Below are 26,588 nucleotides of genomic sequence, written 5' to 3'. Positions count from 1 at the left end.
CGGCGGGAGAGGGATCCTCAGCGGACCGCGGTGAGGTGGGCGAAGACCACCACGTTGCCCTGGTAGCCCGTCCGCTTCGAGTACTTCCCGCCGCAGGTGATGACCCGCAGCTCCGGCCGGTTCGCGGCGCCGTACACCTTCTCGTCGGGGAAGTCCGCGGCGTCGTACACCTCGTTCGCGTGCACGGTGAAGACGGCGACGCTGCCGTCCCTGCGCTCCACCTCGATCGTGCGGCCCTTCTGCAGCGCGCCCAGCTCGTAGAAGACGGCGGGCCCCTCCTTGTTGTCGACGTGGCCCGCCACGATCGCGGTGCCGCGCTCGCCGGGCGTGGTGCCCGCCTCGTACCAGCCCGCGAGGTTCTTGCGCTCCGGCGGCGGCACGTCGAGGCTGCCCTGCCGGGTCAGGCCGAGGCCCATCAGGGGGGTGTCGACGCCGATCGCGGGGATCCGCACGCGGTCGGGCGGGGAGGGCGGGAGCGGCGTGGTCCCGGAGTCGGGGTCGATGCCGGGGCCGGTGCCCGGGGCGGTGCCTGGGGCGGTCGAGGGGGCCTGCGCGGCCTGCGCGGCGGACGGCTGGGGCGGCGGGTGCGACTCGGCGCCGTTGCTGAGCAGCCACGCCCCGGAGCACAGGGCCACGGCGGTGACGGCACCTATGACGGCGTTGCCGGTCTTCCTGCCCGTACGGCGCATCTGGCGGCCTCCTCGTGGTCACGGCGGACAGGGCCCTCGTCCCCCTCCCCGCCCGCGAGGGGACACGGGCCGGGAGGGGGCAGGGGTGGCGGTACCGGTGGACAGCGGAGGGTGTCCGTCAGATCCTGTCGCCTCTCGCCCGGCGATGCAGGAGCCAGGTACCGCCCGCGGCGGCGACGGCCAGGGCCGCCACTCCCGCCGCGGTCTGCACGGGGTCGGGGCCGAGTGCGCCGCCGACCCCCGTCTTCACATGCCCCTTGGGGAGCTGCTGCTGCCGTTCACCGGCAGCGGCGGTGGAGGTGATCGTCACCATGAGATCGCCCGCGACCTTCTTGTTCTTCGCCCCCGAGCCGCCGGACCCGGAGCACTTCGCGACGATCTCGTACGTGCCGGGCTGCGCGGACGGCGGCACCTCGAACCGCCCGGCCGCGGTCTCGCTGCTCTCCGGGTGGTTGCTCGGCGCCAGCGTGAACGTGCCCGCGCCCACCGCGCTCGCGTCCCCCGTCGCGGTCCCGCCCGAGCCGCAGGCGGTGGTGTTCACGGTGACGGTGGAGCCGGGGGTGACGGTGGCGGGGCGGATTTCGAGGCCCCCGGCCGGTGGGCCGGGAGCGGCGGAGGCGGGGACGGCCAGAGCGCCCGCCGCCACGGCGAGAGCGGTACCGGTCAGCAGACGGGCGTAGCGCATGTGGTCGTTCCTCCGAGGGCCATCGCACGGGCACGGCCCGCGGCACCCCCAAGTGCCGCTGCGTCGGTCGAACCCCGCTCTACCGAGGTAAGTGGCACTCGGCGGCCCACGCCTCCTGATGGGGCATCAGAAAGGCCGGGTACGGGGGTCTTCCGGTGCGGTGGGAGGAACGTTCCAGCAGGTCACCGGCGTGTCGGCGGACAGTGTCCGAAGGGTGTGCGGCTCGCCTGTGAATGGGTGACCCGATGCGCCAGGCGGGGCGCGGGGGCGGGGTGCCGAGAGGTACGGCGGGCGCCCCGGACGGTCAGAAGGCGTCCCACGGCACCTCCTCGTACGCCCCGGCCACCGTCGCCATCAGCTTCTCGTCGACCCCGTACACGACGTCGTCGATCCGCCGCACGGGACGGACCCCCCACGCATTGGTGACGAAGGCCGCCGCGTACGAGGGGAGGTCCGCGAGGGTGACCGGGGCCTGCCGGGTGGGCAGCCCCGCGGCGGGCAGGCGCGACCGGACCAGCTGCATCGTGATGCCGGACAGGTGCGGCGCGTCCGGCCACACGACGTCCGTGCCGTCGAAGAAGGCGATGTTCGTGACCGCGCCCTCGCTGACCTCCCCGCCGGGACCGGTGAGCAGCACCTCGTCGAACCCCGCGGCCCGCGCGAGCTCGGCGTGCCGGGCCTGGCCGAAGCCGCCCAGATGCTTGATGTGGGCGAAGGGCCGCTGGTACGCCACCGAGCGCAGCGACTGCGCTCGGGCCTCCATCGTGGCGGGCAGCTCCGTGGGCGGCCGGACGGTGACCAGGTGGGACGGCTTGCCGTCCGGGGCGTGGACGTAGACCCGTACGGACGCCTCGGTGGTGTCGTCGCGCAGGATGTGCCGGACCAGGCCGCGCACGTGCTCCCCGTCGACGCCGTGCCCGAAGAGCTCCCGCGTGGCCGCGTCGAGCCGGGCCAGATGACGGTCAAGGCCGCGCACCTTGCCGCCCCTGACCTGCATCGCGGTGAAGTGACCCGTCTGGACGAGGGCGGGCCACAGCAGGTTCTCGGCGGTCGCGGGACGCCCGTCGACCTCGATGCGCTGTGCCAGTGCGGCGGTTGTCGTGGCAGTTGTCGTGGCAGTTGTCCTGGGAGGTGTCCCGGCGGTTGTCATACGCACGCGTCCTTCTGGTCTTCCGCCGCCGTCCCGCAGGCCCCGGTGGCGCACGGAACCTGCTTCTCGACAAGGCGGCGCGGGCCGGGGCCGCGTGCGCCGAGCGCGTCCAAGGTGTTGGAGAGCGAGCACCGGGACAGCGAGAGGCAGCCGCAGCCGATGCAGTCGTCGAGGTTGTCGCGCAGCCGCTGGAGGGTCCGTATCCGGGTGTCGAGGTCCTCGCGCCAGCACTCGGAGATCCGCGCCCAGTCCGCGCGGTTCGGCGTGCGGTCCTCGGGGAGCATGGCGAGCACCTCGCGGATCGCGGCGAGCGGCATGCCGAGCTGCTGCGAGGTGCGGATGAAGGAGACCCGGCGCAGGGTGTCCCGGCTGTAGCGGCGCTGATTACCGGTGGTGCGTCGGGACTTGATGAGCCCTTCGGTCTCGTAGAACCGCAGGGCAGAAGGGGCGACTCCGCTGCGCGCTGCGAGCTCGCCGATGGTGGCTTCCTTGGCTTTCGGTGCGAGGCGGTGCGTCATGCGGTCAGCGTAATGACCCCTGGGGGTCAGGTCTCCGGCAAGCGTGCGGTCAGGTCCTCGGCAAGTACGCGGTCAGGCCTCCGGCAGGCGCACCACCGCCACCGCCCCGCCGTCCGCCGCGTTGGAGAACTCCACGTGGGCGCCGATCACCTGGGCCTGGCCGCACGCGATGGTCAGGCCGAGACCGGTGCCCTGGCCGCGTTCCCGCGCGCCGGTCTGGAAGCGCCGCGGGCCGTCCGCCAAGAGGTGGTCGGGGAAGCCGGGACCGTGGTCGCGGACCGTGACCTCGACGCCGTCGACCCGCACCTCGACCGGATCGCCGCCGTGCTTGCGCGCGTTGCCGACGAGGTTGGCGAAGATGCGCTCCAGACGGCGCGCGTCCGTCCGTACGAAGGTCTCGTACGCGCTGTCCGCGCCCACCGCCGTGAAACCGGCCGTCGACCCGCCCGCCCGCTCCGCGATGGCCTCGACGAGCCGCCCCAGCGGATGCACCTCCAGGTCGGGTTTCTCCACCTCCGCGTCGAGGCGCGCCACTTCGAGCAGGTCCTCGGTGAGGGTGCGCAGGGCGCAGACCCGGTCGCGCACGAGCTCGGTGGGGCGGCTCGGCGGCAGCAGTTCGGCCGCCGTGTGCAGACCCGTCAGCGGGGTGCGCAGCTCGTGGGCGACGTCCGCGGTGAAGCGCTGCTCGGCCTCCAGGCGCTGCTGCAGGGACGCGGCCATCGTGTCGACGGCCGTGGCGAGTTCGGCCACCTCGTCCTTGCCGTGCCGCACGCCGGGCGGGCGCGGATGATCGATGCGGGCGTCGAGGTCGCCCTGGCTGATGCGGCGCGCGATGGCTGCTGCGGTGCGCAGTTCGCGGCTCAGCCTGCTGGAAAGACCGGCGCCGCCGAGTGCGGCGAGGCCTACGACGACGGCGCCCGAGACCAGCAGCTGCCGGTCGAACTCGGCCATGTCGTCGGCCTGTTCGTGCAGCGGTTCGCGGATGGACAGGACGTGGCGGGGGTGGTCGCCGACCGGCCGTGCCGCCCAGACGCACGGGTCGTCCGACGTCAGGTCGAGGTAGGTGGTGCGCTGCCCGGCCAGCGCCGCCCGCCGCAGCGACGCGGGGAGGCGGGGGTCGTCGATGGCGGCGTCCGTGTCGGTCTGGTCGACCTGGCCCGTCAGCTCGTACAGCTGGCGCAGCCGGACGAGCTGCGCCACCGCGCCGGAGCGGGCCCCCGAGGAGATCTGGTCGAGCCGCGCGTGGTGGACGAGCAGACCGATGGCGACGGCGACGACCGCGCAGCCCACGGCGAGCAGCGCGGCGATCTTCCAGCGCAGCCCGAGACTGTTGAGCGCGGCACGGGCCCTGGCCGTGGGCCTGCGCGGCATCAAGGGCCCCACGGGGAGGGGGAGCCGGAGGGGGAGCCGGAGGGGCCGGGGTGCTGGTCGTTCGTCCCGGTCGTCCCAGACGTCCCGGTCGGCCGGGGCGACCTCTTGTAGTTCTTGATGTCGCTGACCGTGGACATCCGCGCGCCGTCCCAGTGGAAGCGCACGGCCTGCTCGCCGCCCTCCGAGCACGGGGTGCGCACCAGCAGGTCGGGGCCGATCGTCTCCACGCTCAGGCTCCTGCCGGAGGTGAACAGGATCGGGTAGACCTTGCCGCCGCGCTCGGTGTAGACGGCGAGGACCGACCGGCCGCTCTCCGTGTCGGCGGCCACGAGCATGTCGGGCTTCTTGTCGCCGGTGAGGTCCAGGAACATCGGCGGCCGTATCCCGGCCTGTCCCGGCCGGTCGATCATTCCGCGGTCGGCGAGCGGTTTCGTGCGGGGGTCGGCCCGCAGGATCTCGTGGACGTCCATCGAGGTGAGCCCGCCCGAACCGACCTTCAGGCCCCTCAGCGGCTGCGGGGGCGGCTGGCGCGTGGCGGCTTCGGCGCCCGGCGCCCGCGAGGTCTTCCCGGCCCAGGCGGGCCAGACCGCCTCGGGGCGCGGCTGTACGGAGACGGACGGCGCGGAGTCGCCGTGACCGAGGCCGTCTGTACTGGCGCACCCGGTCAGCGCGAGGGCCGCCAGGGCGGCGGAGGGTGCGCCCAGGAGGAGCAGGCGGCGAGGCATCGGATTCATGGGGTGGCTGACCGTCACGTGGGGGGCGCTGGTGGTGGCCGGTCCAGGGGGCTGCACCGGGGATTCGGCAGAGGACCGGCCACCGCTTTCGAAGGTAGGAACCCTCCATCACGGGAAACGGGAGGTTGTGTAACAGCTACGCCTAAGACCATCGAAAACACGCCACTCGGGACCTTCGCCCTGTCCACTCGACCCGGGCGCCCTGCACTGGGCCGCCGCTGTGCACAATCGGCCTATGGAAGACGAACGCGGCACGGCCCGGCTGCCGTTCTTCGTGTACGGCACGCTGCGCCCGGGGGAGCCCAACCACGCCGTCCACCTGCGCGGCCGGACCGCGGCGGAGGAGCCCGCCCTGCTGCCGGACGCCGTCCTCTACGATGGCCCCGGATACCCGTACGCCGTCGAGCGCCCCGGCGAGGGCCCGGTGCGCGGAGAACTGGTGACCGCGCTCCCCGCCGCCTACGACCGCCTCCTCGTCACCTTGGACCTCCTGGAGGAGTACGCCCCGGGCGACCCCCGCAACCTCTACGAGCGGGTCGTACGCGACGTACTCGACCACGCCGGGTCCGCAGTGCGCGCCTGGGTCTACGTCGCCGCCCCGCGCGTGGCGGCCGGGCTGCGCACCTCGGGCTCGCTGATCGGGGGCGGGGACTGGGCGTCCCACCGGCGGATCCGGCGGAGCAGCCACCTCCCGCCCCACTGATCAACTCCCGCCCCACAACGGCAAATGTGCAGTTCAAACGCTTACGCACCCGAACCGGTGATCTGAATCACTCGTGAGAGCGAGTTGGCGTGACTACGGACGGTGATCGAAGTGAAGCTCTCCGTGTGCACCTGTAGGTGTGCGAGTCGGTGCTTTTGCACCTTGTCTTAGAAGGAGTCGCTCATGCGAGTTCGCCGTTCCCTGCCGGCCCTCATCGGTGCCCTGGCCGTCGGCCTCGGTATGACCCTGGCGTCCTCGGCCTCCGCCGAGCCCGCGGCCGTCCAGAACCCCTGCGGGTTCTACGAGACGGGCAGCGACGCCTACTACAACCACTGCACCAGCGACGGCTCGCACATCGTGATCGAGATCGACGACTGGGGCCCCAACAGCGAGCAGTGCGTGGGCCCCGGCGTGACCTGGATCGGTTCCGCCTCGGGTGTCGACGGCGCCTGGTACACGGGCCGCACCTGCTGATCCCCGTCCCTCGCACGACCGCGGGTCCGGGGCCTCGGCTCCGGGCCCGCGCCACCCGGCCTCACAACCGCTCCACCCGCACCGCGCACACCTTGAACTCCGGCATCCGCGACACGGGATCCAGCGCGGGATGCGTCAGGGTGTTGGCCCGCCCCTCGCCCGGCCAGTGGAACGGCATGAAGACCGTGTCGGCGCGGATCGCCGACGTCACCCGCGCCGGAGCCACCGCCCGGCCGCGCCGTGAGACGACGGCGACCGGATCGTCCTCCTCGACCCCCAGACGCGCGGCGAGCCGCGGATGCAGCTCCACGAAGGGCCCCGGAGCCGCTGAGTTGAGCTCGTCGACGCGCCGCGTCTGGGCCCCGGACTGGTACTGCGCGAGCACCCGCCCCGTCGTGAGCAGCACGGGATACTCCGCGTCCGGCTCCTCCGCCGTGTCCCGGTGCACCACCGGCACGAACCGCGCCCGCCCGTCCTCGGTGGCGAACCGCTCCAGGAACAACCGCGGCGTCCCGCGACGCGCCCTGTCGTCATTGCCCTCCGCCTCCGCGGGACACGGCCAGAACACCCCCTCCCCGTCGTCCTCCCGCAACCGCTCGTAGCTGATCCCCGAGTAGTCCGCGGGCCCGCCCGCGCTCGCCCGGCGCAACTCCTCGAAGACCTCCTCCGGTTCGGTGGGGAACCCCTTCGCGTGCCCGAGCCGCGCCGCCAGCCCGTGCAGCACGTCGAGATCGCTGCGCACCCCGCCCGGCGCGGACACCGCCCGCTGCCGCAGCAGCACCCGGCCCTCCAGATTCGTCACCGTCCCCGTCTCCTCGGCCCACTGCGTCACCGGCAGCACCACGTCCGCCAGCCGAGCCGTCTCGGACAGCACCACGTCCGCCACCGCCAGGAAGTCGAGCGACCGCAGCCGCTCCTCCACATGCGCGGCACGCGGCGCGGAGACGACCGGGTTGGAACCCATCAGGAGCAGCGACTTGATGTCCCCGCCCAACGCGTCGAGCAGTTCGTACGCCGACCTGCCGGGCCCCGGCAGAGAGTCCGGGTCCACCCCCCAGACCCCCGCCACATGGGCCCGCGCCGCCGGGTCGGTCAGCTTGCGGTAGCCCGGCAGCTGGTCCGCCTTCTGGCCGTGCTCCCGCCCGCCCTGCCCGTTGCCCTGGCCCGTCAGGCAGCCGTACCCGGACAGCGGCCGCCCGGCCCGCCCCGTGGCGAGGCACAGGTTGATCCACGCCCCCACGGTGTCCGTGCCCTTGGACTGCTGCTCGGGACCGCGGGCGGTGAGCACCATCGCCGCGTCCGCGCCGCAGAAGAGCCGCACGGCATCGCGCAGTTGGGGCACCGCCACGCCGGTGATCCGCTCGACGTGCTCCGGCCAGTGCGCCATCGCCGCCGCCCGTGTCTCCTCCCATCCGCTCGTCCGCTCCTCGATGTACGCGTCGTCCGTGCGCCCCTCCGCCACGATCAGGTGCAGCAGGCCGAGCGCCAGGGCGAGATCCGTGCCGGGCCGCGGCGCCAGGTGCAGATCGGCCTGCTCGGCGGTCCGGGTCCGCCGGGGGTCCACGACGATCAACGTGCCGCCGTTCTCCCGCAGTTCCGTCAGATACCGCAGCGCGGGCGGCATCGTCTCGGCGAGGTTCGACCCGACGAGGATCACGCACCCGGTGCGCGGGATGTCCTCCAACGGAAACGGCAGCCCCCGGTCGAGCCCGAACGCCCGCTGACCGGCGGCCGCGGCCGACGACATGCAGAACCGTCCGTTGTAGTCGATCTGCGACGTGCCGAGCGCGACCCTCGCGAACTTGCCCAGCGCGTACGCCTTCTCGTTGGTCAGCCCGCCCCCGCCGAACACCCCGCACGCGTCCGCGCCGTGCTCGGACCGGGTGCGGGACAGCCCGTCGGCGATCCGGTCGAGGGCCTCCTCCCAGGTGGCCGGCGTGAGCCTGCCCGTGGCGTGGGACCGGACGAGTGGCTCCGTCAGCCGCACCCGGGAGGAGAGCACCGCGGGCGCCGTGCGCCCCTTGCCGCACAGGGCCCCCTTGTTCACGGGGAACCCGGCACGCTCCACGACCTCCACATCGCCACCGGGGCCCGTCGTCAGGCCCATCCCGCACTGCAGCGCGCAGTACGGACAGTGGGTCGCCGTCACCCCGGCCGGAGCAGCCGTGGACGTGGCCGTGGACGTGGCCGCGGCCGAAGAGGTCGCCGGTGTCACCGATGTCGCTGTGGAGTGCATACCGTCCAGCGTCCGCCGCGGTTGTTACGCGCCCCGGCGTGCTCACGTTACGCACGCGGTAAGCCGACCTCAGCGACCGCCGAACCCCGCTGTGAGGGCTGCGCCGCTCAGGGCTGCGCTGCTCAGGGCCGCGAGGCCAGTGCCCGTGCCACGCCCGGCTCCCGCGGACCCAGGAAGTGCGGGTCCGGCCGGAACGTAGCGTCGAGTGCCGCCTTGCCCGCCGCCAGGACCTCCCGTGCGCCGCCGTAGTACCAGGTCGTGTCGTGCACCGCGTCCACCGCGACCCCGTACGACGACACGCCCGCCGCGTCGCACAGCGCGACCGCCCTGCGTATGTGGAAGCCCTGGCTGATCAGCACCGCCCGGTCCACGCCGAATATCTTCTTGGCGCGGACGCACGAGTCCCATGTGTCGAACCCGGCGTAGTCACTCACGATCCGCCGGTCCGGCACGCCGTGCTTCTTCAGATAGGCGCGCATGGCGTCCGGCTCGTCGTACTCCTCGCGGCTGTTGTCACCCGTCACCAGCACGACCTTTATGCGGCCCGTGCGGTACAACTCCGCTGCCGCGTCGAGCCGGTGCGCCAGATACGGCGACGGCTCGCCCTGCCAGAGCCCGGCGCCGAAGACCACCGCGACCCGGGTGCGCGGCGCCTCGGCGACCGTCCCGATCTTGTCGTCCGTCGACACGAACAGCCAGGTCGCGGGCAGCAGCGCGAGCACGCACAGCACCATCACGGCCTGCACGGTCCGCCGCTGCTCCTTCCGCGTGCGCGGCATCCTCAGCCACGCCGGTCTGCGAAGCCACGCCGGTCTGCGAAGCCACGCCGGTCTGCGAAGCGATGCCGGTCCCCGCAGCCACGCAGGCGTCGACGCCTGCCACCGCCACCAGAACCGCTCCCGAGCCGCCCCTCGCGCCCCTCGCGCCCCGTCCCCACGTCTCTTCATCGGCGATCCGCCCCCGTACCCCGCCGGATCTCCCCCGATCCGATCATTGCCTCAACGGTAAGCCGCTCCGCCGACCGCGTCAGCGACCCGTGCCCCCGAAACACCCCCGAGACCGTCCCCCACACCACCCCGAAGCCCACCTCGAACCCCACCCCGAACCCACCCCTGACAGCGCCCCGCCACCCCCCGTGAGCCCGGCGCAAACAGTCGTCACGGCCGCGCAACGCCCCTGCAACACGTCCCGGCCATCCTCGGTTCATGACGCCGTCGAACCCTCTTCGCGACGAGTCCGGCAGCACTCACCTCGACAGTACGGCGCAGATCATGGACCGCATTTCCAGCCAGCTCGGCACCCAGCTCAGCCTCGTATCGCCCGACGGCAGACGCCGTCCCGCCCTCGTCCTGGTCGCCCACGGCAGCCGCGACCCCCGCGCCCTCGCCACCGTCACGGCCCTCGCCGAGCGGATCCGCGAGCAGCGGCCCGGACTCGCCGTCCGGCTCGGGCACATCGAGCTGAACGAGCCGCTGCTCACCGACACCCTCGACGAGCTCGCCGCACGCACCCGCGCCCAAGCCGTCCTCGTCCCGCTCCTGCTGAGCCGGGGCCAGCACGTCAAGCGCGACATCCCCGCGGCCACCGCCCGCTTCCCCGCCCTCGACACCCGCGTCGCCGCACCCCTCGGCCCCCACCCGCTGCTCGCCGAGGCACTGCACGCCCGGCTCGTCCAGGCGGGCTGGCCCGCGCGGCCGCACGGTGCGAGTGCCCGGCGCAGGCATGCGGTGGTCCTCGCCGCCGCGGGCTCCCGCGACCCGGAGTCGGCCGCCGACACGGAGACCGCCGCCGGGCTGCTCGCCGAACGCCTGGGCGTCCCCGTCGTGCCCGCCTACGCCGCACCGACCGCCGCCTGCCCCCGCACCGTGCCGGAAGCCGTCGCGATGCTGGCCGCGGAAGGGCGGACGCACACCGCCGTCGCCTCCTACTTCACCGCGCCCGGCCGCTTCGCCACGCAGAGCGCGGCCGCCGCCCCCTGGATCGCCGCGGCCCCCCTCGGCCCCCACGCGGCACTCGCCCACCTCGTCCTGCACCGCTACGACCAGGCACGCACCGCCCCGGCAGCAGCCCGCCGACGCAGCCTCAGCAGCGTCTGACGGAGGCCGGATCCACGAGGCCAGATCCCTGTTTGTCAGTGCTTGCGTCTACTGTCGGTGCATGGAAGGCACAGCACCGAACGCGCGATACGAGGCGTACAGCGCCTATGACGAGGCAGCCGCGGAGCGGTGGGCGGCCGAGCCCGACAAGAGGCCGGGGCGCACGGCCTTCCAGCGCGACCGCGCGCGCGTCCTGCACTCCGCGGCCCTGCGCCGCCTCGCGGGAAAGACCCAGGTCGTCACGCCGGGCACCAGGAGCCAGGCCTGGGACGCCAGCGCCCGCACCCGTCTGACGCACTCTCTGGAGTGCGCCCAGGTGGGCCGGGAGCTCGGCGCCGCCCTGGGCTGCGACCCCGACCTGGTGGAGACGGCCTGCCTCTCCCACGACCTCGGCCACCCCCCGTTCGGGCACAACGGCGAGCAGGCGCTGAACGAAGTGGCGCGGGACTGCGGCGGCTTCGAGGGCAACGCCCAGTCGCTCAGGCTCCTCACCCGCATCGAGCCGAAGCGCTTCATCCGCTCCGAGTCCACCGACGAACTCGTCAGCGTGGGACTCAACCTCACGCGTGCCGCCCTGGACGCCGCCACCAAGTACCCCTGGCCGCTGGGCGCCCACCCCACCGACCCGGCATCCACCAAGTTCGGTGTCTACGAAGACGACCGCCCCGTCTTCGACTGGGTCCGCAAAGAGGCCCCGGGGCAGCGCACCTGCTTCGAGGCGCAGGTCATGGACTGGTCCGACGACGTCGCGTACTCGGTCCACGACTTCGAGGACGGCCTGCACGCCGGTCACATCGATCCGAACGCGCTGCACGCAGAGCCCGAGCGCCAGGACATCTACGCCGTGGCGCTGGGGCGCTATGTCCCCGAGGACACCGACCCCGAAGAGCTCGCCCAGGCCCTCGACCGCCTCCTGGACCAGGAGTGGTGGCCGCACGGGTACGACGGATCGGCCGTCTCCCAGGCCCGGTTGAAGGACGCCACCAGCCAGCTCATCGGCCGCTTCTGTCTGGCCGCGGAGACCGCCACCCGCGCGCGGTACGGCAAGGGCCCTCTCACGCGGTACGCCGCCGAGCTCGTCGTCCCGCGCGCGGCGCGCCACGAATGCGCGGTGCTCAAGGCCGTGGCCGATCGCTATGTGATGCAGCGCCCCGCCCAGGAGCGGCTCCGCGCGGATCAGCGCATCGTCGTCGCCGAGCTCGCCGAGGCGCTCACCACCCGCGCCCCCGACGGACTCGACCCGCAGTTCCGCGCGCTGTACGACGCGGCGCCCGACGACCGCGCCGCGCAGCGCGTCGTCATCGACCAGATCGCGTCCCTCACGGATGCCGCGGCCCGCGCCCTGCACACGCGGATGACGGCGAGGCCCTGACCTGAGGTCCTGACATGAGGTCCTGACAAATCGAGAGCAAGTGACCATGGAAAGGCCGTGGCAGGGCCGTGGAGTGACCATGGAGTGACCACGGGGCGTGACGCGATGTGGCCAGTTGGGGGCAGGCCCCCTTCCCCCATCACGCTGCGTGCGGGACGCTCCCAGTGGCGGCAAGCCCAGTTGGCAAGTGTGGCAAGAACATGTTCTTCCGGGGGACACCCCCGGTACCCCGGGCAAGGAGGCATCAAGTGGTCGACGCGGATCAGACGTTCGTCATTGTCGGAGGAGGGCTGGCCGGCGCCAAGGCGGCCGAGACGCTCCGCTCCGAAGGATTCACCGGCCGGGTGATCCTCATCGGCGACGAGCGAGACCACCCCTACGAGCGCCCGCCCCTGTCCAAGGGGTACCTCCTGGGCAAGGAGGACCGCGACAGCGTCTTCGTCCACGAGCCGGGGTGGTACGCGCAGGCCGACGTCGAGCTGCACCTGGGCCAGACCGTCGTCGCCATCGACTGCAAGGCGAAGGCCGTGCGCCTGGGCGACGGCGCCGTCATCCGCTACGACAAGCTCCTGCTCGTCACCGGCGCCGAGCCCCGCCGCCTCGACGTCCCCGGCACCGGCCTCGCCGGCGTCCACCACCTGCGCCGCCTCGCGCACGCCGACCGCCTCCGGCACGTCCTGTCCGCCCTCGGCAGGGACAACGGCCACCTGGTGATCGCGGGCGCGGGCTGGATCGGCCTGGAGATCGCGGCGGCCGCCAGGGAGTACGGCGCGGAGGTCACCGTCGTCGAATCCGAGCAGACCCCGCTGCACGCCGTCCTCGGCCCCGAGATCGGCCAGATGTTCGCCGACCTGCACGCCGAGCACGGTGTCCGCTTCCACTTCGGCGCGCGGCTCACCGAGATCACCGGCCAGGACGGCATGGTCCTCGCCGCCCGCACGGACGACGGCGAGGAGCACCCGGCGCACGACGTCCTCGCGGCCATCGGCGCGGCCCCCCGCACGGCCCTCGCCGAGTCCGCGGGCCTCGACCTGGTCGACCGCGCCGACGGCGGCGGCATCGCCGTGGACGCGTCGCTGCGCACCTCCGACCCCGACATCTACGCCGCGGGTGACGTGGCCGCCGTCCACCACGCGCTCTTCGACACGCGGCTCCGCGTCGAGCACTGGGCCAACGCCCTCAACGGCGGCCCCGCCGCGGCCCGCGCGATGCTCGGCAAGGACGTCACCTACGACCGCGTGCCCTACTTCTTCTCCGACCAGTACGACGTCGGCCTGGAGTACTCGGGCTGGGCGCCCCCGGGCTCGTACGACCAAGTGGTCGTGCGCGGCGACGCGGGCAAGCGGGAGTTCATCGCCTTCTGGCTGCGCGACGGTCAGGTCCTCGCGGGGATGAACGTGAATGTGTGGGACGTCACTGACCCCATCCAGCAGCTGATCCGGCAGGGCACACGGCCCGACCCGGACGCCCTCGCGGACCCGTCGACCCCCCTGGCGTCGCTCCTGGCGTGACCGGCCGGGCGGGAGTGTCACAGGGGAGCCGTAGTATTCCTACGTGGCAGGAAGGATCAATGACGAAGACGTGAAGGCGGTTCGGGACGCGGTCCCGATCGACGCCGTGGTCTCCGACTACCTCCAGCTGCGCAATGCGGGGGGCGGAAACCTCAAGGGCCTGTGCCCCTTCCACGACGAGAAGTCCCCGTCCTTCCAGGTCAGCCCGAGCAAGGGTCTCTTCCACTGCTTCGGCTGCCAGGAAGGCGGCGACACGATCGCCTTCGTGATGAAGATCGACCACCTCACGTTCTCGGAGACGGTCGAGCGCCTGGCCGCCCAGGCAGGCATCACGCTGCGCTACGAAGAGGGTGGGTACAACCCCGCGCACCAGCGCGGCGAGCGGATCCGCCTGGTCGAGGCCCACAAGGTCGCCGCGCAGTTCTACGTGGACCAGCTGGAGAGCCCCGAGGCCGAGATCGGCCGGAAGTTCCTCGCCGAGCGCGGCTTCGACCAGGCGGCGGCCGCGCACTTCGGCGTGGGCTACAGCCCGGCGGGCTGGGACCACCTCACCCGCTATCTGCGCGGCAAGGGCTTCACCGACAAGGAGCTCACCCTCTCCGGCATCTCCCAGGAGGGCCGCCGCGGCCCCATCGACCGCTTCCGCGGCCGCCTCATGTGGCCGATCCGCGACATCGGCGGCGACGTGGTCGGCTTCGGCGCCCGCAAGCTCCGCGACGACGACAACGGCCCGAAGTACCTGAACACGCCCGAGACGGCGATCTACAAGAAGTCCCAGGTGCTTTACGGCATCGACCTCGCCAAGAAGGACATCGCCAAGTCCAGCCGCGCCGTCGTCGTCGAGGGCTACACGGACGTGATGGCCTGCCACCTCGCGGGCATCACCACCGCCATCGCGACCTGCGGCACGGCCTTCGGCGGCGACCACATCAAGATCCTCCGCCGCCTCCTGATGGACAACGGCTCGGCCCGGGTGATCTTCACCTTCGACGGCGACGCGGCGGGCCAGAAGGCCGCCCTGCGCGCCTTCGAGGACGACCAGAAGTTCGCCGCGGAGACGTACATCGCGATCGCCCCCGACGGCATGGACCCCTGCGACCTGCGCCTCGCCAAGGGCGACACCGCAGTCGCCGACCTGGTCGAACCGCGCACGCCGCTCTTCGAGTTCGCGCTCCGCCAGATCGTCGCCAGGTACGACCTGGAGACCCCCGCGGGCCGCGCGTCCGCCCTGGACGAGGCCGCCCCCGTGGTGGCCCGCATCAAGAACACCGGCGCACAGCACGAGGTCGCCGTGCAGCTCGCGGGCATGCTCGGCATCCTCGACACACAGTTCGTCGTCAAGCGCGTCGCCCAGCTGGCCCGCTGGGCCCGCGACCGCGGCGGCCGCGGCCCCGCCCCCGCAGCCCAGCGCTCCTCCCCGGCGTACGAGAGCGCGCCGCAGGGCTTCAGCGGCCCCGCGCTCAACCTGCGCAGCCCCGCCCACCGCACCGAGCGCGAACTGATCAAGCTGGCCCTGCAGTACCCGCAGTTGGTCTCCCCGGCCTTCGACGCGTACGGCCTGGACGAGTTCACCGCCCCGCCCTACGCCGCGGTGCGCCGCGCCATCGAGGAGGCGGGCGGCGCGGAGTACGGCGCACAGGACCCGCAGGAGTACCTCGTACGGGTCCGCGACGCCGCCCCCGACGACGCGGTCCGCTCGATGGTCACCGAGCTCGCCGTCGAGGCGATCCTGCGCAAGACCGTCGACGAGATGTACGCGGGCATCCAGCTGGTGCAGGTCCGGCTGCGCGCCGTCGACCGGCGCATCCGTGACGTCCAGGGCAGCCTCGCCCGGCTCGGCGCGGGCGGCGACCCGCAGCATCTGACCGCCGTGCAGAACGAGTTGTGGGTCCTCCAGCAGTACGGCCAGGCACTGCGCGAGCGGGGCGCGGACGCGCTCTGAGGCGACCTTCCGGGATTCGTTCCGGAGGCCGGGGTTACCCGACGGGTAACCACGCGGTTACGGACCGGACTCAAAAAGTCACCGCACGCCCCTCGTGGCGGCCGTGTGTCGTGCCCCACACTGGGTTCCGGTGCCTGAGTCCTCGGAGCGCGGCCGACCCGCCGACAGCGGGTCCGACACCCCCGCGGTTCCACAATTCGTGTTCGGGACGGACAGCGGCGAGGCCGTCGTCCCTCTCCCGTTGCCGCACGCCTCAGATGCGATCACCCTGGAGGTCGCCCCCGTGCAGACCCAGACCCTCACCCAGACCAACACCGCCCCGCGCGCGGATGCGGATACGGACGTCCTGGAGTCGGTCCCGCCACAGAGCCGAGCCACCCGGCACCCCGAGGCCTCGGCAGCGCAGGAAACGGCCCGGGAAACCGCACAGACCCACGAGACATCCGCCCCGCAGGACGAGGCCCCCGAGACTCCTGAGGCCCCTGACGCCCCCGAGGCCCTCGCGCCCGAGATCCTCGATCTCCCCGCGCCCCGCAGCCGCGCCGACACCGGCGGCCCCTCGTCCGACCTGTTCCGCCAGTACCTGCGCGAAATAGGGCGGATCCCGCTGCTCACCGCGGCCGAGGAGGTGGAGCTCGCCCGTGCCGTAGAGGCAGGCCTCTTCGCGGAGGAGAAGCTGAGCAACACCCCCGACCTGGACTCCCAACTCGCCCTGGACCTCGACAAGCTGGTCGTCATGGGCCGGATGGCCAAGCGCCGCCTCATCGAGGCCAACCTCCGCCTGGTCGTCTCCGTCGCCAAGCGGTACGTGGGCCGCGGGCTCACCATGCTCGACCTCGTCCAGGAGGGCAACCTCGGCCTGATCAGGGCGGTGGAGAAGTTCGACTACGCCCGTGGCTACAAGTTCTCGACGTACGCGACCTGGTGGATCCGCCAGGCCATGTCCCGCGCCCTCGCGGACCAGGCCCGCACGATCCGCGTCCCCGTGCACGTCGTGGAGCTCATCAACCGCGTCGTACGCGTCCAGCGCCGCATGCTCCAGGAGCGCGGGTACGAACCCACGCCCGAAGAGGTCGCCGCCCACCTGGACCTCCCGCACGAGCGCGTCAGCGAAGTCCTGCGCCTGGCCCAGGAGCCCGTCTCGCTGCACGCCCCCGTCGGCGAGGAGGACGACGTCGCGCTCGGCGACCTCATTGAGGACGGCGACGCCACCAGCCCCGTGGAGTCGGCGGCGTTCCTGCTGCTCCGCGAGCACCTGGAAGCCGTCCTCTCGACGCTCGGCGAACGCGAACGCAAAGTCGTCCAGCTGCGCTACGGCCTCGCGGACGGCAGGCCCCGCACCCTGGAGGAGATAGGCCGGATCTTCGGCGTGACGCGCGAACGCATCCGCCAGATCGAGTCCAAGACCCTCAACAAGCTGCGGGACCACGCCTTCGCCGACCAGCTCAGGGGCTACCTGGACTGAAGGCGGCCCCTGGCGGACGGCTGGTCCGCTAGTCCACCTCGGCCACGGCCTGCGCGAACTGAGCCGCGTACAACCGCGCGTACGCACCGTCCGTGGCCAGCAGCGCGTCGTGTGTGCCCTGCTCCACGATCGAGCCGTTCTCCATCACCAGGATGGTGTCCGCGTCCCGGATCGTGGAGAGCCGGTGCGCGATGACGAACGACGTACGCCCGTGCGCGAGGCGTGCCATCGCCTTCTGGATGAGCACCTCGGTCCGGGTGTCGACGGAGCTCGTCGCCTCGTCGAGCACCAGGATCACCGGGTCGGAGAGGAACGCCCGCGCGATGGTGATGAGCTGCTTCTCGCCCGCGCTCACGCCCGTGCCGTCGTCGTCGATCACCGTGTCGTAGCCGTCGGGGAGCGTGCGCACGAAGCGGTCGGCGTGGGCGGCGCGCGCCGCCTCCTCGATCTCCTCGCGCGTGACGTCCTTCGGCGCGCCGTACGCGATGTTCTCCGCGATGGTGCCGCCGAACAGCCAGGTGTCCTGGAGCACCATGCCGATCCCGGACCGCAGTTCGTCGCGGGACATCGCCGCGATGTCGACCCCGTCCAGGGCGATCCGCCCGCCCGTCACTTCGTAGAAGCGCATCAGCAGGTTCACCAGCGTCGTCTTGCCTGCGCCCGTGGGTCCCACGATGGCGACCGTGTGCCCCGGCTCGACGTCCAGCGACAGGTCCTCGATGAGCGGCTTGTCCTTGTCGTAGCGGAAGGAGACGTGCTCCATCGCGACGTGCCCGCGCGGCTTCTCGGGCCGCTCGCCGGGCACCGGGTCGGCCTCCTGCTCCTCCGCGTCGAGGACCTCGAAGATCCGCTCGGCGGACGCGACGCCCGACTGCACCAGGTTCGCCATCGAGGCGACCTGCGTCAGCGGCATCGAGAACTGCCGCGAGTACTGGATGAAGGCCTGCACGTCACCGATCGACAGCGACCCCGAGGCGACCCGCAGACCGCCCACCACGGCCACCAGGACGTAGTTCAGGTTCGAGATGAAGAACATCAGCGGCTGCATGACACCGCTGTTGAACTGCGCCTTGAACGAGGCCTCGTACAGCTGCTCGTTCTGCTCGGCGAACGCCTTCGCCGACTCCTCCTGCCGCCCGAAGACCTTCACCAGGGTGTGCCCGGTGTACATCTCCTCCACGTGGGCGTTGAGCGTGCCGGTCGTCTTCCACTGCTGCACGAACTGCGGCTGCGACCGCTTGCCGACCTTCGTCGCCACGAAGAACGACAGCGGCACCGTCACCAGCGCCACCAGCGCGAGCAGCGGCGACACCCAGAACATCATCACCAGGACGCCGATGATGGTCAGCAGCGAGTTGATGAGCTGGCCCATCGTCTGCTGCAGCGTCTGGTTGATGTTGTCGAGGTCGTTCGTGGCGCGGCTCAGCACCTCACCGCGCTGCCGCTTGTCGAAGTACGACAGCGGCAGCCGCGACAGCTTCGCCTGTACGTCGCCACGCATCCGGAAGACGGTCTTGTTGATGGCGCGGTTCGAAAGCCGCGTCGCCACCGCCATCAGCAGGCCCGCCACCAGGAACGTGCCGAGCGCGAGCAGCAGGACCTCGCCCACCGCATCGAAGTCGATGCCCTTGCCGGGCGTGAAGTCGACGCCGGAGAGCATGTCGGCCATGCCGCCGTGGCCCTTGTCGCGCAGGTTGTCGAGGGCCTGTTCCTTCGTGGTCCCCTCGGGCATGTCACGGCCGACGATGCCCGCGAAGAGCAGGTCGGTCGCGCGGCCGAGGATCTTGGGGCCGAGCACGGAGAGGGCGACGCTCAGGACTCCGGCCACGAGCATCGCGTACATCGTGGCGCGCTCGGGTCTGAACTGCGTGAGCAGCCGCTTGCCCGAGCCTTTGAAGTTCATGGACCGGGAGTCGGGGCCCATCATCGGTCCACCGATGCCAGGGGGCATTACGCGGCCTCCGCTTCCGTCAGCTGGGAGAGCACGATCTCCCGGTAGGTCTCATTGCTCTCCATCAGCTCGTGATGGCGGCCGGTGCCCACGACGCGGCCCTCGTCGAGGACCACGATGCGGTCGGCGTCCCGGATGGTCGACACGCGCTGGGCGACGATGACGACGGTCGCCTCTGCGGTCTCCTGGCCGAGCGCCGAGCGCAGCGCGGCGTCGGTGGCGTAGTCGAGCGCGGAGAAGGAGTCGTCGAAGAGGTAGATCTCCGGGCGCTGCACGAGCGTGCGGGCGATGGACAGACGCTGGCGCTGGCCGCCGGAGACGTTCGTGCCGCCCTGCGAGATGGGCGCGTCGAGCCCCTCGTCGAGGCCCGCGACGAACTCCTTGGCCTGGGCGACCTCCAGCGCGTGCCAGAGCTCCTCGTCGGTGGCGTCCGGGTTGCCGTAGCGCAGGTTGGTCGCGACGGTGCCTGCGAACAGGTACGGCTTCTGCGGGACGAGGCTCACGGTCTTCGCGAGCAGCGCGGGGTCGATGGTGCCCACGTCCACCCCGCCGACCAGGACCTCGCCCTCCGTCGCGTCGATCAGTCGCGGTACGAGGCTCAGCAGCGTCGACTTGCCGCTGCCAGTCGACCCGATCACGGCGGTCGTCTCGCCGGGCCTTGCGACCAGGTGGACGGACTTGAGGACGGGCTCCTCGGCACCGGGGTAGCGGAACCCGGTGTCCCGGATCTCCAGGTGACCGTGGCTGCGCAGCTCGTGCACCGGGGCGGCCGGGGGCACCACGCTGCTTGCGGTGTCCAGGACCTCCTCGATGCGCTCGGCACAGACCTCCGCGCGCGGCACCATCATGAACATGAAGGTGGCCATCATCACGGACATCACGATCTGCATCAGATAGGCGAGGAACGCGGTGAGCGCGCCGATCTGCATGCCGCCGCTGTCGATGCGGTGCGCGCCGAACCACACGACCGCGATCGAGGAGACGTTCACGACGGTCATGACGATCGGGAACATCAGCGCGAGCAGCTTGCCGGTGCCGATCGAGACCTCGGTGACGTCGGCGTTGGCCTTCCGGAAGCGCTCCTTCTCGAAGTCGTCCCGGACGAAGGCGCGGATGACCCGGTTGCCGGTGATCTGCTCGCGCAGCACGCGGTTCACGGTGTCGAGCCGCACCTGCCCGATGCGGAACAGCGGCCGCAGTCGCCGCACGATGAGGCTGACGCTGATGCCGAGGAGGGGCACGACGGCGACCAGGACCGCGGAGAGCGGCACGTCCTGGCCGAGCGCCATCACGATGCCGCCGATGCACATGATCGGCGCGGACACCATCAGCGTGAACGACATCAGGACCAGCATCTGCACCTGCTGGACGTCGTTGGTCGTCCGCGTGATCAGGGACGGAGCGCCGAACTGGCCCACTTCGCGCGCCGAGAACGACTGCACCCGGTCGAAGACCGCGGCCCGCACGTCACGGCCCAGGGCGGCCGCGGTCCGCGCGCCGTAGAAGACGGCGCCGATGTTGCAGACCATCTGCACGATCGTGACGGCGATCATGATGCCGCCGAAGCTGAGGATGTAGCCCGTGTCGCCGTCGACGACACCGTTGTCAATGATGTCGGCGTTCAGGCTGGGCAGGTAGAGCGCGGCGCAGGTCTGCAGGAACTGCAGCAGCACCAGCAGGACGATGGGCTTTCGGTACGGACGCAGATACGTCCGCAGGAGTCGTATGAGCACGCTCGGTCTCTCGAGGAGTCGGGTCTCGGGCCGCGGACTTTCGGGTCGCGGGTGTCGGCAGGGCGGGCAGGCGGACAAGGCCGCCCCCATCCTCCGACACCCGCCCCATGGCCGTGCAACCGATTAACCCATGACCCGGTCAAATTTCAGCCCGGGTCAAGAACTGGTCTCACTCAAGAATCGAAAGCCGTGAAAACCGTCAGCGTCGGCGTCAGTGTCAGCATCAGCGTCAGAAGGTGAAGGCCCCGGGGTGGGACTGCTCCCGCACCGTCGCGTACTGCTGGCGCACGGCCTGCCCCACCGCGAGCTCCTCGCCCGGCTCGAAGACCTGCGCGGAGGCCCCCTGCCAGTGCGGCAGCTGCCCGGTCAGCGCCCACGCGGCCTGCCGCGCCGCACCGATCGCCGCGTAGTCCGCGGGCTGCGGCACCACGACCTGCGTACCGAACAGCATCGGAGCCGAGGCCTGCACGGCGGGCAGCTCGGCGGCGGCGCCCAGCAGGAACACGCGCCGGACGTCCACCCCCCGCCCCCGCAGTACGTCGAGCGCGTCGCCGAGCCCGCACAGCATGCCCTCGAAGGCGGCGCGCGCCAGGTGCTCGGGCTTCATCGACTCCCGCCGCAGCCCGGTCAGCGTCCCCGCGGCATGCGGCAGGTTCGGCGTCTTCTCGCCCTCCAGATACGGCAGGAACACCAGGCCGTGGGCGCCCGGCGTCGACTTCACGGCGAGCGCGGAGAGCTCCTCCAGGTCGGTGACCCCGAGCATCTCGGCGGAGCCGCGCAGCACCCGCACGGCGTTCGACGTGTGGACGACCGGCAGGTGCATCCCGGTGGCGTCCGCGAGCGAGGTGATGCTGCCACTCGCATCGGGCAGCGCCTCGTGGTGCACGGCCATCACGGAGCCCGACGCCCCGAGCGACACCACGGCGTCGCCCTGCTGGACCCCGAGCCCGAACGCCGCCGCCATTGTCTCGCCCGTACCTGCCGAGATCAGCAGCCCCTCGGGCGTCGTCCCCGCGGCCTCGGCGGGCCCGATCACCTCGGGCAGCATCGCCTGGTGCCCCAGGGCCATTTCGACGATTTCCGGGCGGTACGTTCCGCTCGCCGCCGACCAGTACCCGGTGCCCGAGGCGCCGCCGCGGTCGGTCGTGCGCCGGGCGGGCCGCCCGAGGAGCTGCCACACCAGCCAGTCGGGCGCCTGCAGAAGGCTGGCCACGCGCCGCGCGGCCTCCGGCTCCGTCTTCGCCAGCCAGCGCAGCTTCGTCACCGGCAGCGACGACTGCGGCACGCATCCGACGGCCTGCGCCCAGGCCTCACGGCCGCCGAGCCCGTCGACGAGATCCACGGCGGCCACCTGCGCCCGCCGGTCGTTGCCGACGAGCGCGGGCCGCACGGTGTTGCCGTGCTGGTCGAGCGGTACGAGTGCGTTCTGCTGGGCGGACACACCGATGGCCTGCACACCTTCGAGCAGCCCGCCCCCGGCGGCTTCGCCGAGGGAGAGCAGCCAGGCCTGTGGATCGACGTCGGAGGGTCGTCCGCCACCCTCGGCGTTCTCCAGCGGATGAGGGGCGTACCCCTGCTTGAGCACGGCGCCCGTGTCCGTGTCACAGACCACGATGCGCGTGAAATCGGGCGAACTGTCCAACCCTGCGACTATCCCCATGCCTGGAATTCTGCCGCACGGCGGGCGGTGTCCCGTACCCGTGTTCGCTGTCCGCGTTCACCGTCGTCCGCCGCCCGCGCACTGACCACTAGGTGTTGCTGGTGCCCCAGTCGTCCTCGACGCCCCCCTGGCCCCGCTCGCGCAGGGACCGGACCCGGTCGGCGACCGAGTCGGGCATCTTGTCCCCGACCTTCTCGGAGACGGAGTGGAAGGCCTTGCCCGCCACCTCGCGCCCCTGCTGCGTCGCGGACTCGACGGTGTTGCGCACGGCCGGGTTCTGCGAGATCTCGCGGGCAGACTTCTTCAACTGCTCGTAGCGCTCGCGTCCGGCCCGGGTCCCGAGCACGTACCCGAGGGCCAGTCCCGCCACGAATGTGAGCCGGTACCGCATGGCTGCCACCCTTCCCTTGCGTCGGCGTCGCACGTCTGTCACTCGTGTGTCAGGCGTCTGTCAGTCCTCTGTCAGGCGCCCGTCAGTCGTCTGTCGCTCGCCCGCTGATCCACCGAGGGATACCGATTGGCGGAGCACCCCCCTGCTTGCGCTAATGTATGTGTCGCAGCGAGCGCGCGCCGCCCGGAGAGTTCCCAGGTAGGTGCGTTCGATGCAACGAGACGATCCCCTGTAGCTCAATTGGCAGAGCAGCCGGCTGTTAACCGGCAGGTTACTGGTTCGAGTCCAGTCGGGGGAGCTCGGTCTCCTGTAGCTCAATTGGCAGAGCAGCCGGCTGTTAACCGGCAGGTTACTGGTTCGAGTCCAGTCGGGAGAGCTGTGACGAAGGACCCTCGAGATGCCTCTCGGGGGTCCTTTTTCGTGCTTGTTCCGCCCCTGATGGAACCACGCGGGCAGCCCTGCGGTCCTCATGGTCGAGCGATGCCGACCATCCGAAGCAGGAGATCGTATGAGCGGCTATGCTGCGGCAGACGGCGCGCACAAATGTGCGCGACGCGCCGTTAGGGGCGGTAGCTCAGCCGGTTAGAGCAGCGGACTCATAATCCGTCGGCCGTGGGTTCGAGTCCCACCCGCCCCACCACAGCGCTAGGCCGCAGGAACGTTTCCACCTGCGTCAACTGCGCAAACCTTCGGGGGGCGCCCGTTTGGGCGAAGTACTGGTGATCGTTGCCTGGCGCGCTGGCGCGCTGGCGCCCTGGGTCGGCCCGGTGGCTGGCGATCATGGTTCTAGACGTGCGGCGTGAGACGGCCGCGGCCGTCCGGGCGAGGCGCTCGCCCTCTGCAACGAGATCACCGGCCGCAACATCCCGCCGCGGGTGGCCCTGCTCAGGCGATCGACCCCACGGGCCGCGGCGCTGTACTGCATCACTGTGGCTGGCCGACACCGCACGCGATGTCACGGTCGGCTGACTGCGGGCCTTGGGGGGGGGAAAGGCTCTGTCCGAGGCCAAGCTGAGGGACCTCGTCCAGCGGGGGAGGCCCGGCCGATGGGCCGAGCCTCCCTTTGGCGGTGAGGTCCACGGCGACTCAGTTCACCGGTCCGCCTTCACGCCAGTACGGGTTGTCCAGGATCGCGTTCTGCCTGCGCACGATTGCGGCCGTGTGTGCGGGTGTCGGCCCGAGAGGTGTGCAGACCGGGCAGATGCTGGAGCCTGCCGAGCTGCGGATGGTTCGCAGTGGTGGCCCCTGGTGTGCCGAGCAGATCGGGCCGCTCGTCAATGAGCGGGAGTTGTCGTGCGGCGCCTGCCGGGTGTCGCGGGTCTCGCCGCCCGGGTCAGGCTGTGGCGTCTGTCGCGGCGGCTTGGAGCTCGTCCGCGTTTGCCCGGAACTCGTCGAACTCACCCGCGATCACCCCGTCGAAGAACTTGCTGATCTCCACCCGGCTCATGAGCAGTACCGGGGCGGCCGGGTCCTTGTCGTCGCTGATGGCGATCATGCGGGTGCCGTCGGGGATGCTGTGGTGCGGGTGGCCCTGGGCGGGCGGGGCCGCGGCGAGGATCACGCAGTCCTTCAGGATCGGGTCGAGGTCGGTGCGGCCCGCCTTGCGCCAGTCCAGGCGCGGCGCGTTCCAGTTGTCGTAGGGGATGGTGGTTCTGCCGTTGGTGAGCGTGCCCATGGGGCGCCTCCTGTCGGGTTGGGCCCTGGCCGGGCCAGGGCGTGGGTGCCCGCCGCGTGCGCGGCGGGAGTTCGGGAGTTCTAGGGGGGGCGGGTGGTCAGCCGCTGATGGAGTATTGGGCACCGGGAGGGCTCGGGCCTCGGCCCGCGCCGTTCGCAGGGCCTCGCTCTCCTTTGCCTGTCGGTTCCTCCCGCGGTGGCGAGGTCGTGCCGGTGGCGGCCGCGGTCCCGGAGAGGGCGGAGCGCGTGGCCCGGTGCGCGCGGCGCAGCCGTTCCCCCAGCGTGCAGTAGTTCTCGACCCGGCAGGGGGTGCAGTTGTCGAAGTGAGCGAGCAGGCCCTCGTACACCTGCTGTGCCTGCCGTTCCTCGGGGGGCGTTTCCATGAGGGTCACTGCTGGCTCCGTTGAAGCTCGCTGCGGGCGATGTGTACCAGGGCGGCGACGGACTGGACGGGGCACAGGTCGCCGACGATGCGAGGGCGCACTGCCCAGTACAGCCCGGTAGGTCCACGGAGATCGGACGCCGGGACGGACAGGAAGCCGCCGGCCCCCAGCATCGGGGCTTCGCTGTACTTCTGCATCCACCGCATCGTGGGGGATGGCTCGATGAGCGCGTAGTACAGGTGCTGCGGCCGGTTGTGGATGACCGGGCCGTTGAGCAGCTCGGCCAGCGTCGCGGTCACGATGTCCAAGTCCTCTGTCCCGACCGCCCGGTACACGATCCTGGCGGGCAGGCATACCGTGTTGAACCTCTTACCGAGCGGCAGCAGTGCGATCCCGCGTTCCGCCCATTCCCGGTGGGCCTGGTGCGGCGCGGCCTGCGAGCGCGCCAGCCAGTCGAATACCGCTGGTTGCTCTCTGGGACTGGTCATCGGGAGCGCCCTCACTGTCATGGTGATGTGCCTCACGCCAGTGACCTTATGGAGCCCTCAACGAGGCCAACCGAGCTGACAGTTCGGGTGAGCCACAGGCTCGTCCGCTAGACGATCCCCATCCGCACAGCCAGTTGCTCGGCCTGCCGCGCATGCATCGCTCGCGCTCGACGGATGACCGTGAGCACCAGCTGCCGCGCGAGCGGAGTCCGGGCCAAGTCCTCCGGAGCGATGGCTTCAAGAGCCAGCAGCGACAGCAGAACAGCAGCGTCGTCACGACGCTGACTGTGGCAGGCCGCCACTTCCAGCCCGAAGGTGAACTCGCGCTCCACCGAAACCAGCGGGCCGGTGTCGACGGCGTCCGCTGTGTGCAGGGCCTCGCCCGTCTCGCCCGCTTCCATCTCGATGGACAGCGCGTGCAGCGCGAGGTTCGTTGGCCCGAATACGGTCCACGCCACGTTGCTGTCGTCCGGCACCGCACGGGCCGCGGGCGCCGCCTGCTCGACCAGCCGCTCGCGCGCCTCCCACCATCGGCGTCGGCGAGAAGCCCCGAGCACGGCCACCAGCTGGAGAGCGCCGCCCATCGCCTGTCGCTCCAGTTCCGGCATGTGTGCGGTGGCCACCTGCTCGGCCGCCCGCAGCACCAGCTCTTCGGCTTCGGCAGGCTGGTCAGCAGCGAGAAGCACGTGCCCAAGGTTCCACTGGGCAGCGGCGATACGCAGCGGATCGTCAGTGTCCTCGGCGGCCCGCATGGCTCGATCGGCCGCCAGGGTGGCGAGGTCGACACGGCCGGTGCGACGCAGGTAGGAGCGGAGCAGGCAGTACAAGTCAGCGGCGGCACGTAGCACCGCACGTCGCTCGGCGGCGTCATTACCGGCGCGCGCTACGCGAAGAGTGTGCTCTACGTCAGCTACCAGGTCGGGGAGAGTGTCGGCCGCTGCGGTGAACCGTTCGGAACTGCTCTGCCAGCTGTGCCACGCTGCCTCGACCCGGTCTCTCAGCACGCCCGCGGGCACGGGGGTGGAAGGACGCGGGGGACCGTATCCGAGGAGGGCCTGGCCCACGGCAGCCTCAGGGCGGCCGATCGTCTCCTCCTCCTCGGGTGGCGGTTGCTCAGAGAGCAGGGCTGCGGTGGGAACGCCGAGCTCCTGCGCGAGGGCGTACAGGATCGGCAGTGACGGCACCTTGAGGCCCCGCTCGATCTGGGACAGATAGTCCGGGGAGATACCGACCAGCCCAGCGACCGCGTCCTGTCGGCGTCCGCCGCGGTAGTGCCGGATCCGGTCCCCGATAGGGAGGTCTGCCGCAACCATGCGCCCACTCCTCGCTCACTACTCCTGAGCGTAGGGTGCCCGCTACGTG

General features: G+C 71.5%; 23 protein-coding genes and 3 tRNA genes. 10 read left to right on the top strand and 16 right to left on the bottom strand.

Annotated features, from left to right (window positions below; genetic code table 11):
- Positions 1-17: 17 nt before the first annotated feature.
- The 6 genes from ABZV77_RS27585 to ABZV77_RS27560 all read right to left on the bottom strand — a co-directional run bounded on the left by ABZV77_RS27585 (position 18) and on the right by ABZV77_RS27560 (position 5,147).
- On the bottom strand, positions 18-689 hold the full coding sequence (locus tag ABZV77_RS27585; RefSeq protein WP_356262113.1) for a class F sortase: 672 nt from the start codon (positions 687-689) through the stop codon (positions 18-20).
- 118 nt (positions 690-807) lie between these two features.
- Complete coding sequence (locus ABZV77_RS27580; protein ID WP_356262111.1) at positions 808-1,374, bottom strand: hypothetical protein; 567 nt, start codon at positions 1,372-1,374, stop codon at positions 808-810.
- 304 nt (positions 1,375-1,678) lie between these two features.
- Positions 1,679-2,524: an aminotransferase class IV gene (locus ABZV77_RS27575; RefSeq protein ID WP_356262109.1), complete on the bottom strand. Its 846-nt coding sequence runs from the start codon at positions 2,522-2,524 to the stop codon at positions 1,679-1,681.
- Positions 2,521-3,042, bottom strand: coding sequence for a redox-sensitive transcriptional activator SoxR (soxR, locus tag ABZV77_RS27570; RefSeq protein WP_356262106.1), 522 nt, complete (start codon positions 3,040-3,042; stop codon positions 2,521-2,523). The genes ABZV77_RS27575 and soxR overlap by 4 nt, the downstream gene beginning before the upstream one ends.
- A gap of 72 nt (positions 3,043-3,114) precedes the next feature.
- Positions 3,115-4,413: a HAMP domain-containing sensor histidine kinase gene (locus ABZV77_RS27565; protein ID WP_356262104.1), complete on the bottom strand. Its 1,299-nt coding sequence runs from the start codon at positions 4,411-4,413 to the stop codon at positions 3,115-3,117.
- Positions 4,413-5,147: a hypothetical protein gene (locus ABZV77_RS27560; RefSeq protein WP_356262101.1), complete on the bottom strand. Its 735-nt coding sequence runs from the start codon at positions 5,145-5,147 to the stop codon at positions 4,413-4,415. The genes ABZV77_RS27565 and ABZV77_RS27560 overlap by 1 nt, the downstream gene beginning before the upstream one ends.
- 235 nt (positions 5,148-5,382) lie before the next feature.
- Between ABZV77_RS27560 and ABZV77_RS27555 the strand changes: the two genes are divergently transcribed.
- Together ABZV77_RS27555 and ABZV77_RS27550 are read left to right on the top strand one after the other, a co-directional pair.
- Complete coding sequence (locus ABZV77_RS27555) at positions 5,383-5,850, top strand: gamma-glutamylcyclotransferase family protein (RefSeq protein ID WP_356262099.1); 468 nt, start codon at positions 5,383-5,385, stop codon at positions 5,848-5,850.
- Positions 5,851-6,033: 183 nt separating this feature from the next.
- On the top strand, positions 6,034-6,324 hold the full coding sequence (locus ABZV77_RS27550; RefSeq protein ID WP_055570181.1) for a DUF6355 family natural product biosynthesis protein: 291 nt from the start codon (positions 6,034-6,036) through the stop codon (positions 6,322-6,324).
- A gap of 61 nt (positions 6,325-6,385) precedes the next feature.
- On the opposite strand, the gene ABZV77_RS27545 is transcribed toward ABZV77_RS27550, so the two are convergent.
- Together ABZV77_RS27545 and ABZV77_RS27540 are read right to left on the bottom strand one after the other, a co-directional pair.
- Positions 6,386-8,560, bottom strand: a complete 2,175-nt coding sequence (locus tag ABZV77_RS27545) for a molybdopterin oxidoreductase family protein (protein WP_356262097.1) — start codon at positions 8,558-8,560, stop codon at positions 6,386-6,388.
- A 122-nt stretch (positions 8,561-8,682) separates the two neighbouring features.
- Complete coding sequence (locus tag ABZV77_RS27540) at positions 8,683-9,339, bottom strand: ElyC/SanA/YdcF family protein (RefSeq protein ID WP_356262095.1); 657 nt, start codon at positions 9,337-9,339, stop codon at positions 8,683-8,685.
- A gap of 426 nt (positions 9,340-9,765) precedes the next feature.
- Between ABZV77_RS27540 and ABZV77_RS27535 the strand changes: the two genes are divergently transcribed.
- The 5 genes from ABZV77_RS27535 to ABZV77_RS27515 all read left to right on the top strand — a co-directional run bounded on the left by ABZV77_RS27535 (position 9,766) and on the right by ABZV77_RS27515 (position 16,946).
- A complete protein-coding gene (locus tag ABZV77_RS27535; RefSeq protein WP_356262093.1) occupies positions 9,766-10,656 on the top strand; it encodes a sirohydrochlorin chelatase in 891 nt (296 codons plus the stop codon).
- Positions 10,657-10,717: 61 nt separating this feature from the next.
- Complete coding sequence (locus ABZV77_RS27530) at positions 10,718-12,028, top strand: deoxyguanosinetriphosphate triphosphohydrolase (protein ID WP_356262090.1); 1,311 nt, start codon at positions 10,718-10,720, stop codon at positions 12,026-12,028.
- 248 nt (positions 12,029-12,276) lie between these two features.
- Positions 12,277-13,539 carry an FAD-dependent oxidoreductase gene (locus ABZV77_RS27525; RefSeq protein ID WP_356262087.1) on the top strand — a complete coding sequence of 421 codons (1,263 nt, stop codon included), beginning with the start codon at positions 12,277-12,279 and terminating at the stop codon, positions 13,537-13,539.
- 43 nt (positions 13,540-13,582) lie between these two features.
- A complete protein-coding gene (gene dnaG, locus ABZV77_RS27520) occupies positions 13,583-15,481 on the top strand; it encodes a DNA primase (RefSeq protein ID WP_356262084.1) in 1,899 nt (632 codons plus the stop codon).
- Between the two features lie 130 nt (positions 15,482-15,611).
- A complete protein-coding gene (locus tag ABZV77_RS27515; RefSeq protein ID WP_356262081.1) occupies positions 15,612-16,946 on the top strand; it encodes a sigma-70 family RNA polymerase sigma factor in 1,335 nt (444 codons plus the stop codon).
- Positions 16,947-16,974: 28 nt separating this feature from the next.
- On the opposite strand, the gene ABZV77_RS27510 is transcribed toward ABZV77_RS27515, so the two are convergent.
- From ABZV77_RS27510 to ABZV77_RS27495, 4 genes are all read right to left on the bottom strand, one after another.
- A complete protein-coding gene (locus ABZV77_RS27510) occupies positions 16,975-18,873 on the bottom strand; it encodes an ABC transporter ATP-binding protein (RefSeq protein ID WP_356262703.1) in 1,899 nt (632 codons plus the stop codon).
- A gap of 23 nt (positions 18,874-18,896) precedes the next feature.
- On the bottom strand, positions 18,897-20,630 hold the full coding sequence (locus tag ABZV77_RS27505) for an ABC transporter ATP-binding protein (RefSeq protein ID WP_356262078.1): 1,734 nt from the start codon (positions 20,628-20,630) through the stop codon (positions 18,897-18,899).
- 229 nt (positions 20,631-20,859) lie between these two features.
- Positions 20,860-22,290: an FGGY family carbohydrate kinase gene (locus tag ABZV77_RS27500; RefSeq protein ID WP_356262075.1), complete on the bottom strand. Its 1,431-nt coding sequence runs from the start codon at positions 22,288-22,290 to the stop codon at positions 20,860-20,862.
- An 88-nt stretch (positions 22,291-22,378) separates the two neighbouring features.
- Complete coding sequence (locus tag ABZV77_RS27495; RefSeq protein WP_356262072.1) at positions 22,379-22,681, bottom strand: YtxH domain-containing protein; 303 nt, start codon at positions 22,679-22,681, stop codon at positions 22,379-22,381.
- 225 nt (positions 22,682-22,906) lie between these two features.
- Here ABZV77_RS27495 and ABZV77_RS27490 point away from each other — a divergent pair.
- The 3 genes from ABZV77_RS27490 to ABZV77_RS27480 all read left to right on the top strand — a co-directional run bounded on the left by ABZV77_RS27490 (position 22,907) and on the right by ABZV77_RS27480 (position 23,321).
- Positions 22,907-22,979, top strand: a tRNA-Asn gene (locus ABZV77_RS27490).
- Positions 22,980-22,984: 5 nt separating this feature from the next.
- Positions 22,985-23,057 (top strand) — tRNA-Asn (locus ABZV77_RS27485).
- Between the two features lie 187 nt (positions 23,058-23,244).
- A tRNA-Ile gene (locus tag ABZV77_RS27480) sits at positions 23,245-23,321 on the top strand.
- 693 nt (positions 23,322-24,014) lie between these two features.
- On the opposite strand, the gene ABZV77_RS27475 is transcribed toward ABZV77_RS27480, so the two are convergent.
- The 4 genes from ABZV77_RS27475 to ABZV77_RS27460 all read right to left on the bottom strand — a co-directional run bounded on the left by ABZV77_RS27475 (position 24,015) and on the right by ABZV77_RS27460 (position 26,539).
- On the bottom strand, positions 24,015-24,356 hold the full coding sequence (locus ABZV77_RS27475; RefSeq protein ID WP_356262070.1) for a DUF397 domain-containing protein: 342 nt from the start codon (positions 24,354-24,356) through the stop codon (positions 24,015-24,017).
- 97 nt (positions 24,357-24,453) lie between these two features.
- Positions 24,454-24,747, bottom strand: a complete 294-nt coding sequence (locus ABZV77_RS27470) for a hypothetical protein (protein ID WP_356262067.1) — start codon at positions 24,745-24,747, stop codon at positions 24,454-24,456.
- The gene (locus tag ABZV77_RS27465; RefSeq protein ID WP_356262064.1) at positions 24,744-25,226 is read right to left on the bottom strand and encodes a hypothetical protein; all 483 of its coding nucleotides are present in this window, start codon (positions 25,224-25,226) and stop codon (positions 24,744-24,746) included. The genes ABZV77_RS27470 and ABZV77_RS27465 overlap by 4 nt, the downstream gene beginning before the upstream one ends.
- Positions 25,227-25,333: 107 nt before the next feature.
- Positions 25,334-26,539 carry a helix-turn-helix transcriptional regulator gene (locus tag ABZV77_RS27460; protein ID WP_356262062.1) on the bottom strand — a complete coding sequence of 402 codons (1,206 nt, stop codon included), beginning with the start codon at positions 26,537-26,539 and terminating at the stop codon, positions 25,334-25,336.
- Between the last annotated feature and the right edge of the window lie 49 nt (positions 26,540-26,588).

The sequence above is a fragment of the Streptomyces sp. NPDC004732 genome, assembly GCF_040609235.1.
GTDB lineage: Bacteria > Actinomycetota > Actinomycetes > Streptomycetales > Streptomycetaceae > Streptomyces.
The sequence above is the reverse complement of the archived record's forward strand: the minus strand, read 5'-3'. Positions and strand labels throughout refer to the sequence as shown.

Coding starts and splice junctions, on each gene's coding strand:
- ABZV77_RS27585 (WP_356262113.1), bottom strand. CDS start 689: ATGCGCCGTACGGGCAGGAAGACCGGCAACGCCGTCATAGGTGCCGTC.
- ABZV77_RS27580 (WP_356262111.1), bottom strand. CDS start 1,374: ATGCGCTACGCCCGTCTGCTGACCGGTACCGCTCTCGCCGTGGCGGCG.
- ABZV77_RS27575 (WP_356262109.1), bottom strand. CDS start 2,524: ATGACAACCGCCGGGACACCTCCCAGGACAACTGCCACGACAACTGCC.
- soxR (WP_356262106.1), bottom strand. CDS start 3,042: ATGACGCACCGCCTCGCACCGAAAGCCAAGGAAGCCACCATCGGCGAG.
- ABZV77_RS27565 (WP_356262104.1), bottom strand. CDS start 4,413: ATGCCGCGCAGGCCCACGGCCAGGGCCCGTGCCGCGCTCAACAGTCTC.
- ABZV77_RS27560 (WP_356262101.1), bottom strand. CDS start 5,147: ATGAATCCGATGCCTCGCCGCCTGCTCCTCCTGGGCGCACCCTCCGCC.
- ABZV77_RS27555 (WP_356262099.1), top strand. CDS start 5,383: ATGGAAGACGAACGCGGCACGGCCCGGCTGCCGTTCTTCGTGTACGGC.
- ABZV77_RS27550 (WP_055570181.1), top strand. CDS start 6,034: ATGCGAGTTCGCCGTTCCCTGCCGGCCCTCATCGGTGCCCTGGCCGTC.
- ABZV77_RS27545 (WP_356262097.1), bottom strand. CDS start 8,560: ATGCACTCCACAGCGACATCGGTGACACCGGCGACCTCTTCGGCCGCG.
- ABZV77_RS27540 (WP_356262095.1), bottom strand. CDS start 9,339: ATGCCGCGCACGCGGAAGGAGCAGCGGCGGACCGTGCAGGCCGTGATG.
- ABZV77_RS27535 (WP_356262093.1), top strand. CDS start 9,766: ATGACGCCGTCGAACCCTCTTCGCGACGAGTCCGGCAGCACTCACCTC.
- ABZV77_RS27530 (WP_356262090.1), top strand. CDS start 10,718: ATGGAAGGCACAGCACCGAACGCGCGATACGAGGCGTACAGCGCCTAT.
- ABZV77_RS27510 (WP_356262703.1), bottom strand. CDS start 18,873: ATGATGGGCCCCGACTCCCGGTCCATGAACTTCAAAGGCTCGGGCAAG.
- ABZV77_RS27500 (WP_356262075.1), bottom strand. CDS start 22,290: ATGGGGATAGTCGCAGGGTTGGACAGTTCGCCCGATTTCACGCGCATC.
- ABZV77_RS27495 (WP_356262072.1), bottom strand. CDS start 22,681: ATGCGGTACCGGCTCACATTCGTGGCGGGACTGGCCCTCGGGTACGTG.
- ABZV77_RS27475 (WP_356262070.1), bottom strand. CDS start 24,356: ATGGGCACGCTCACCAACGGCAGAACCACCATCCCCTACGACAACTGG.
- ABZV77_RS27465 (WP_356262064.1), bottom strand. CDS start 25,226: ATGACCAGTCCCAGAGAGCAACCAGCGGTATTCGACTGGCTGGCGCGC.
- ABZV77_RS27460 (WP_356262062.1), bottom strand. CDS start 26,539: ATGGTTGCGGCAGACCTCCCTATCGGGGACCGGATCCGGCACTACCGC.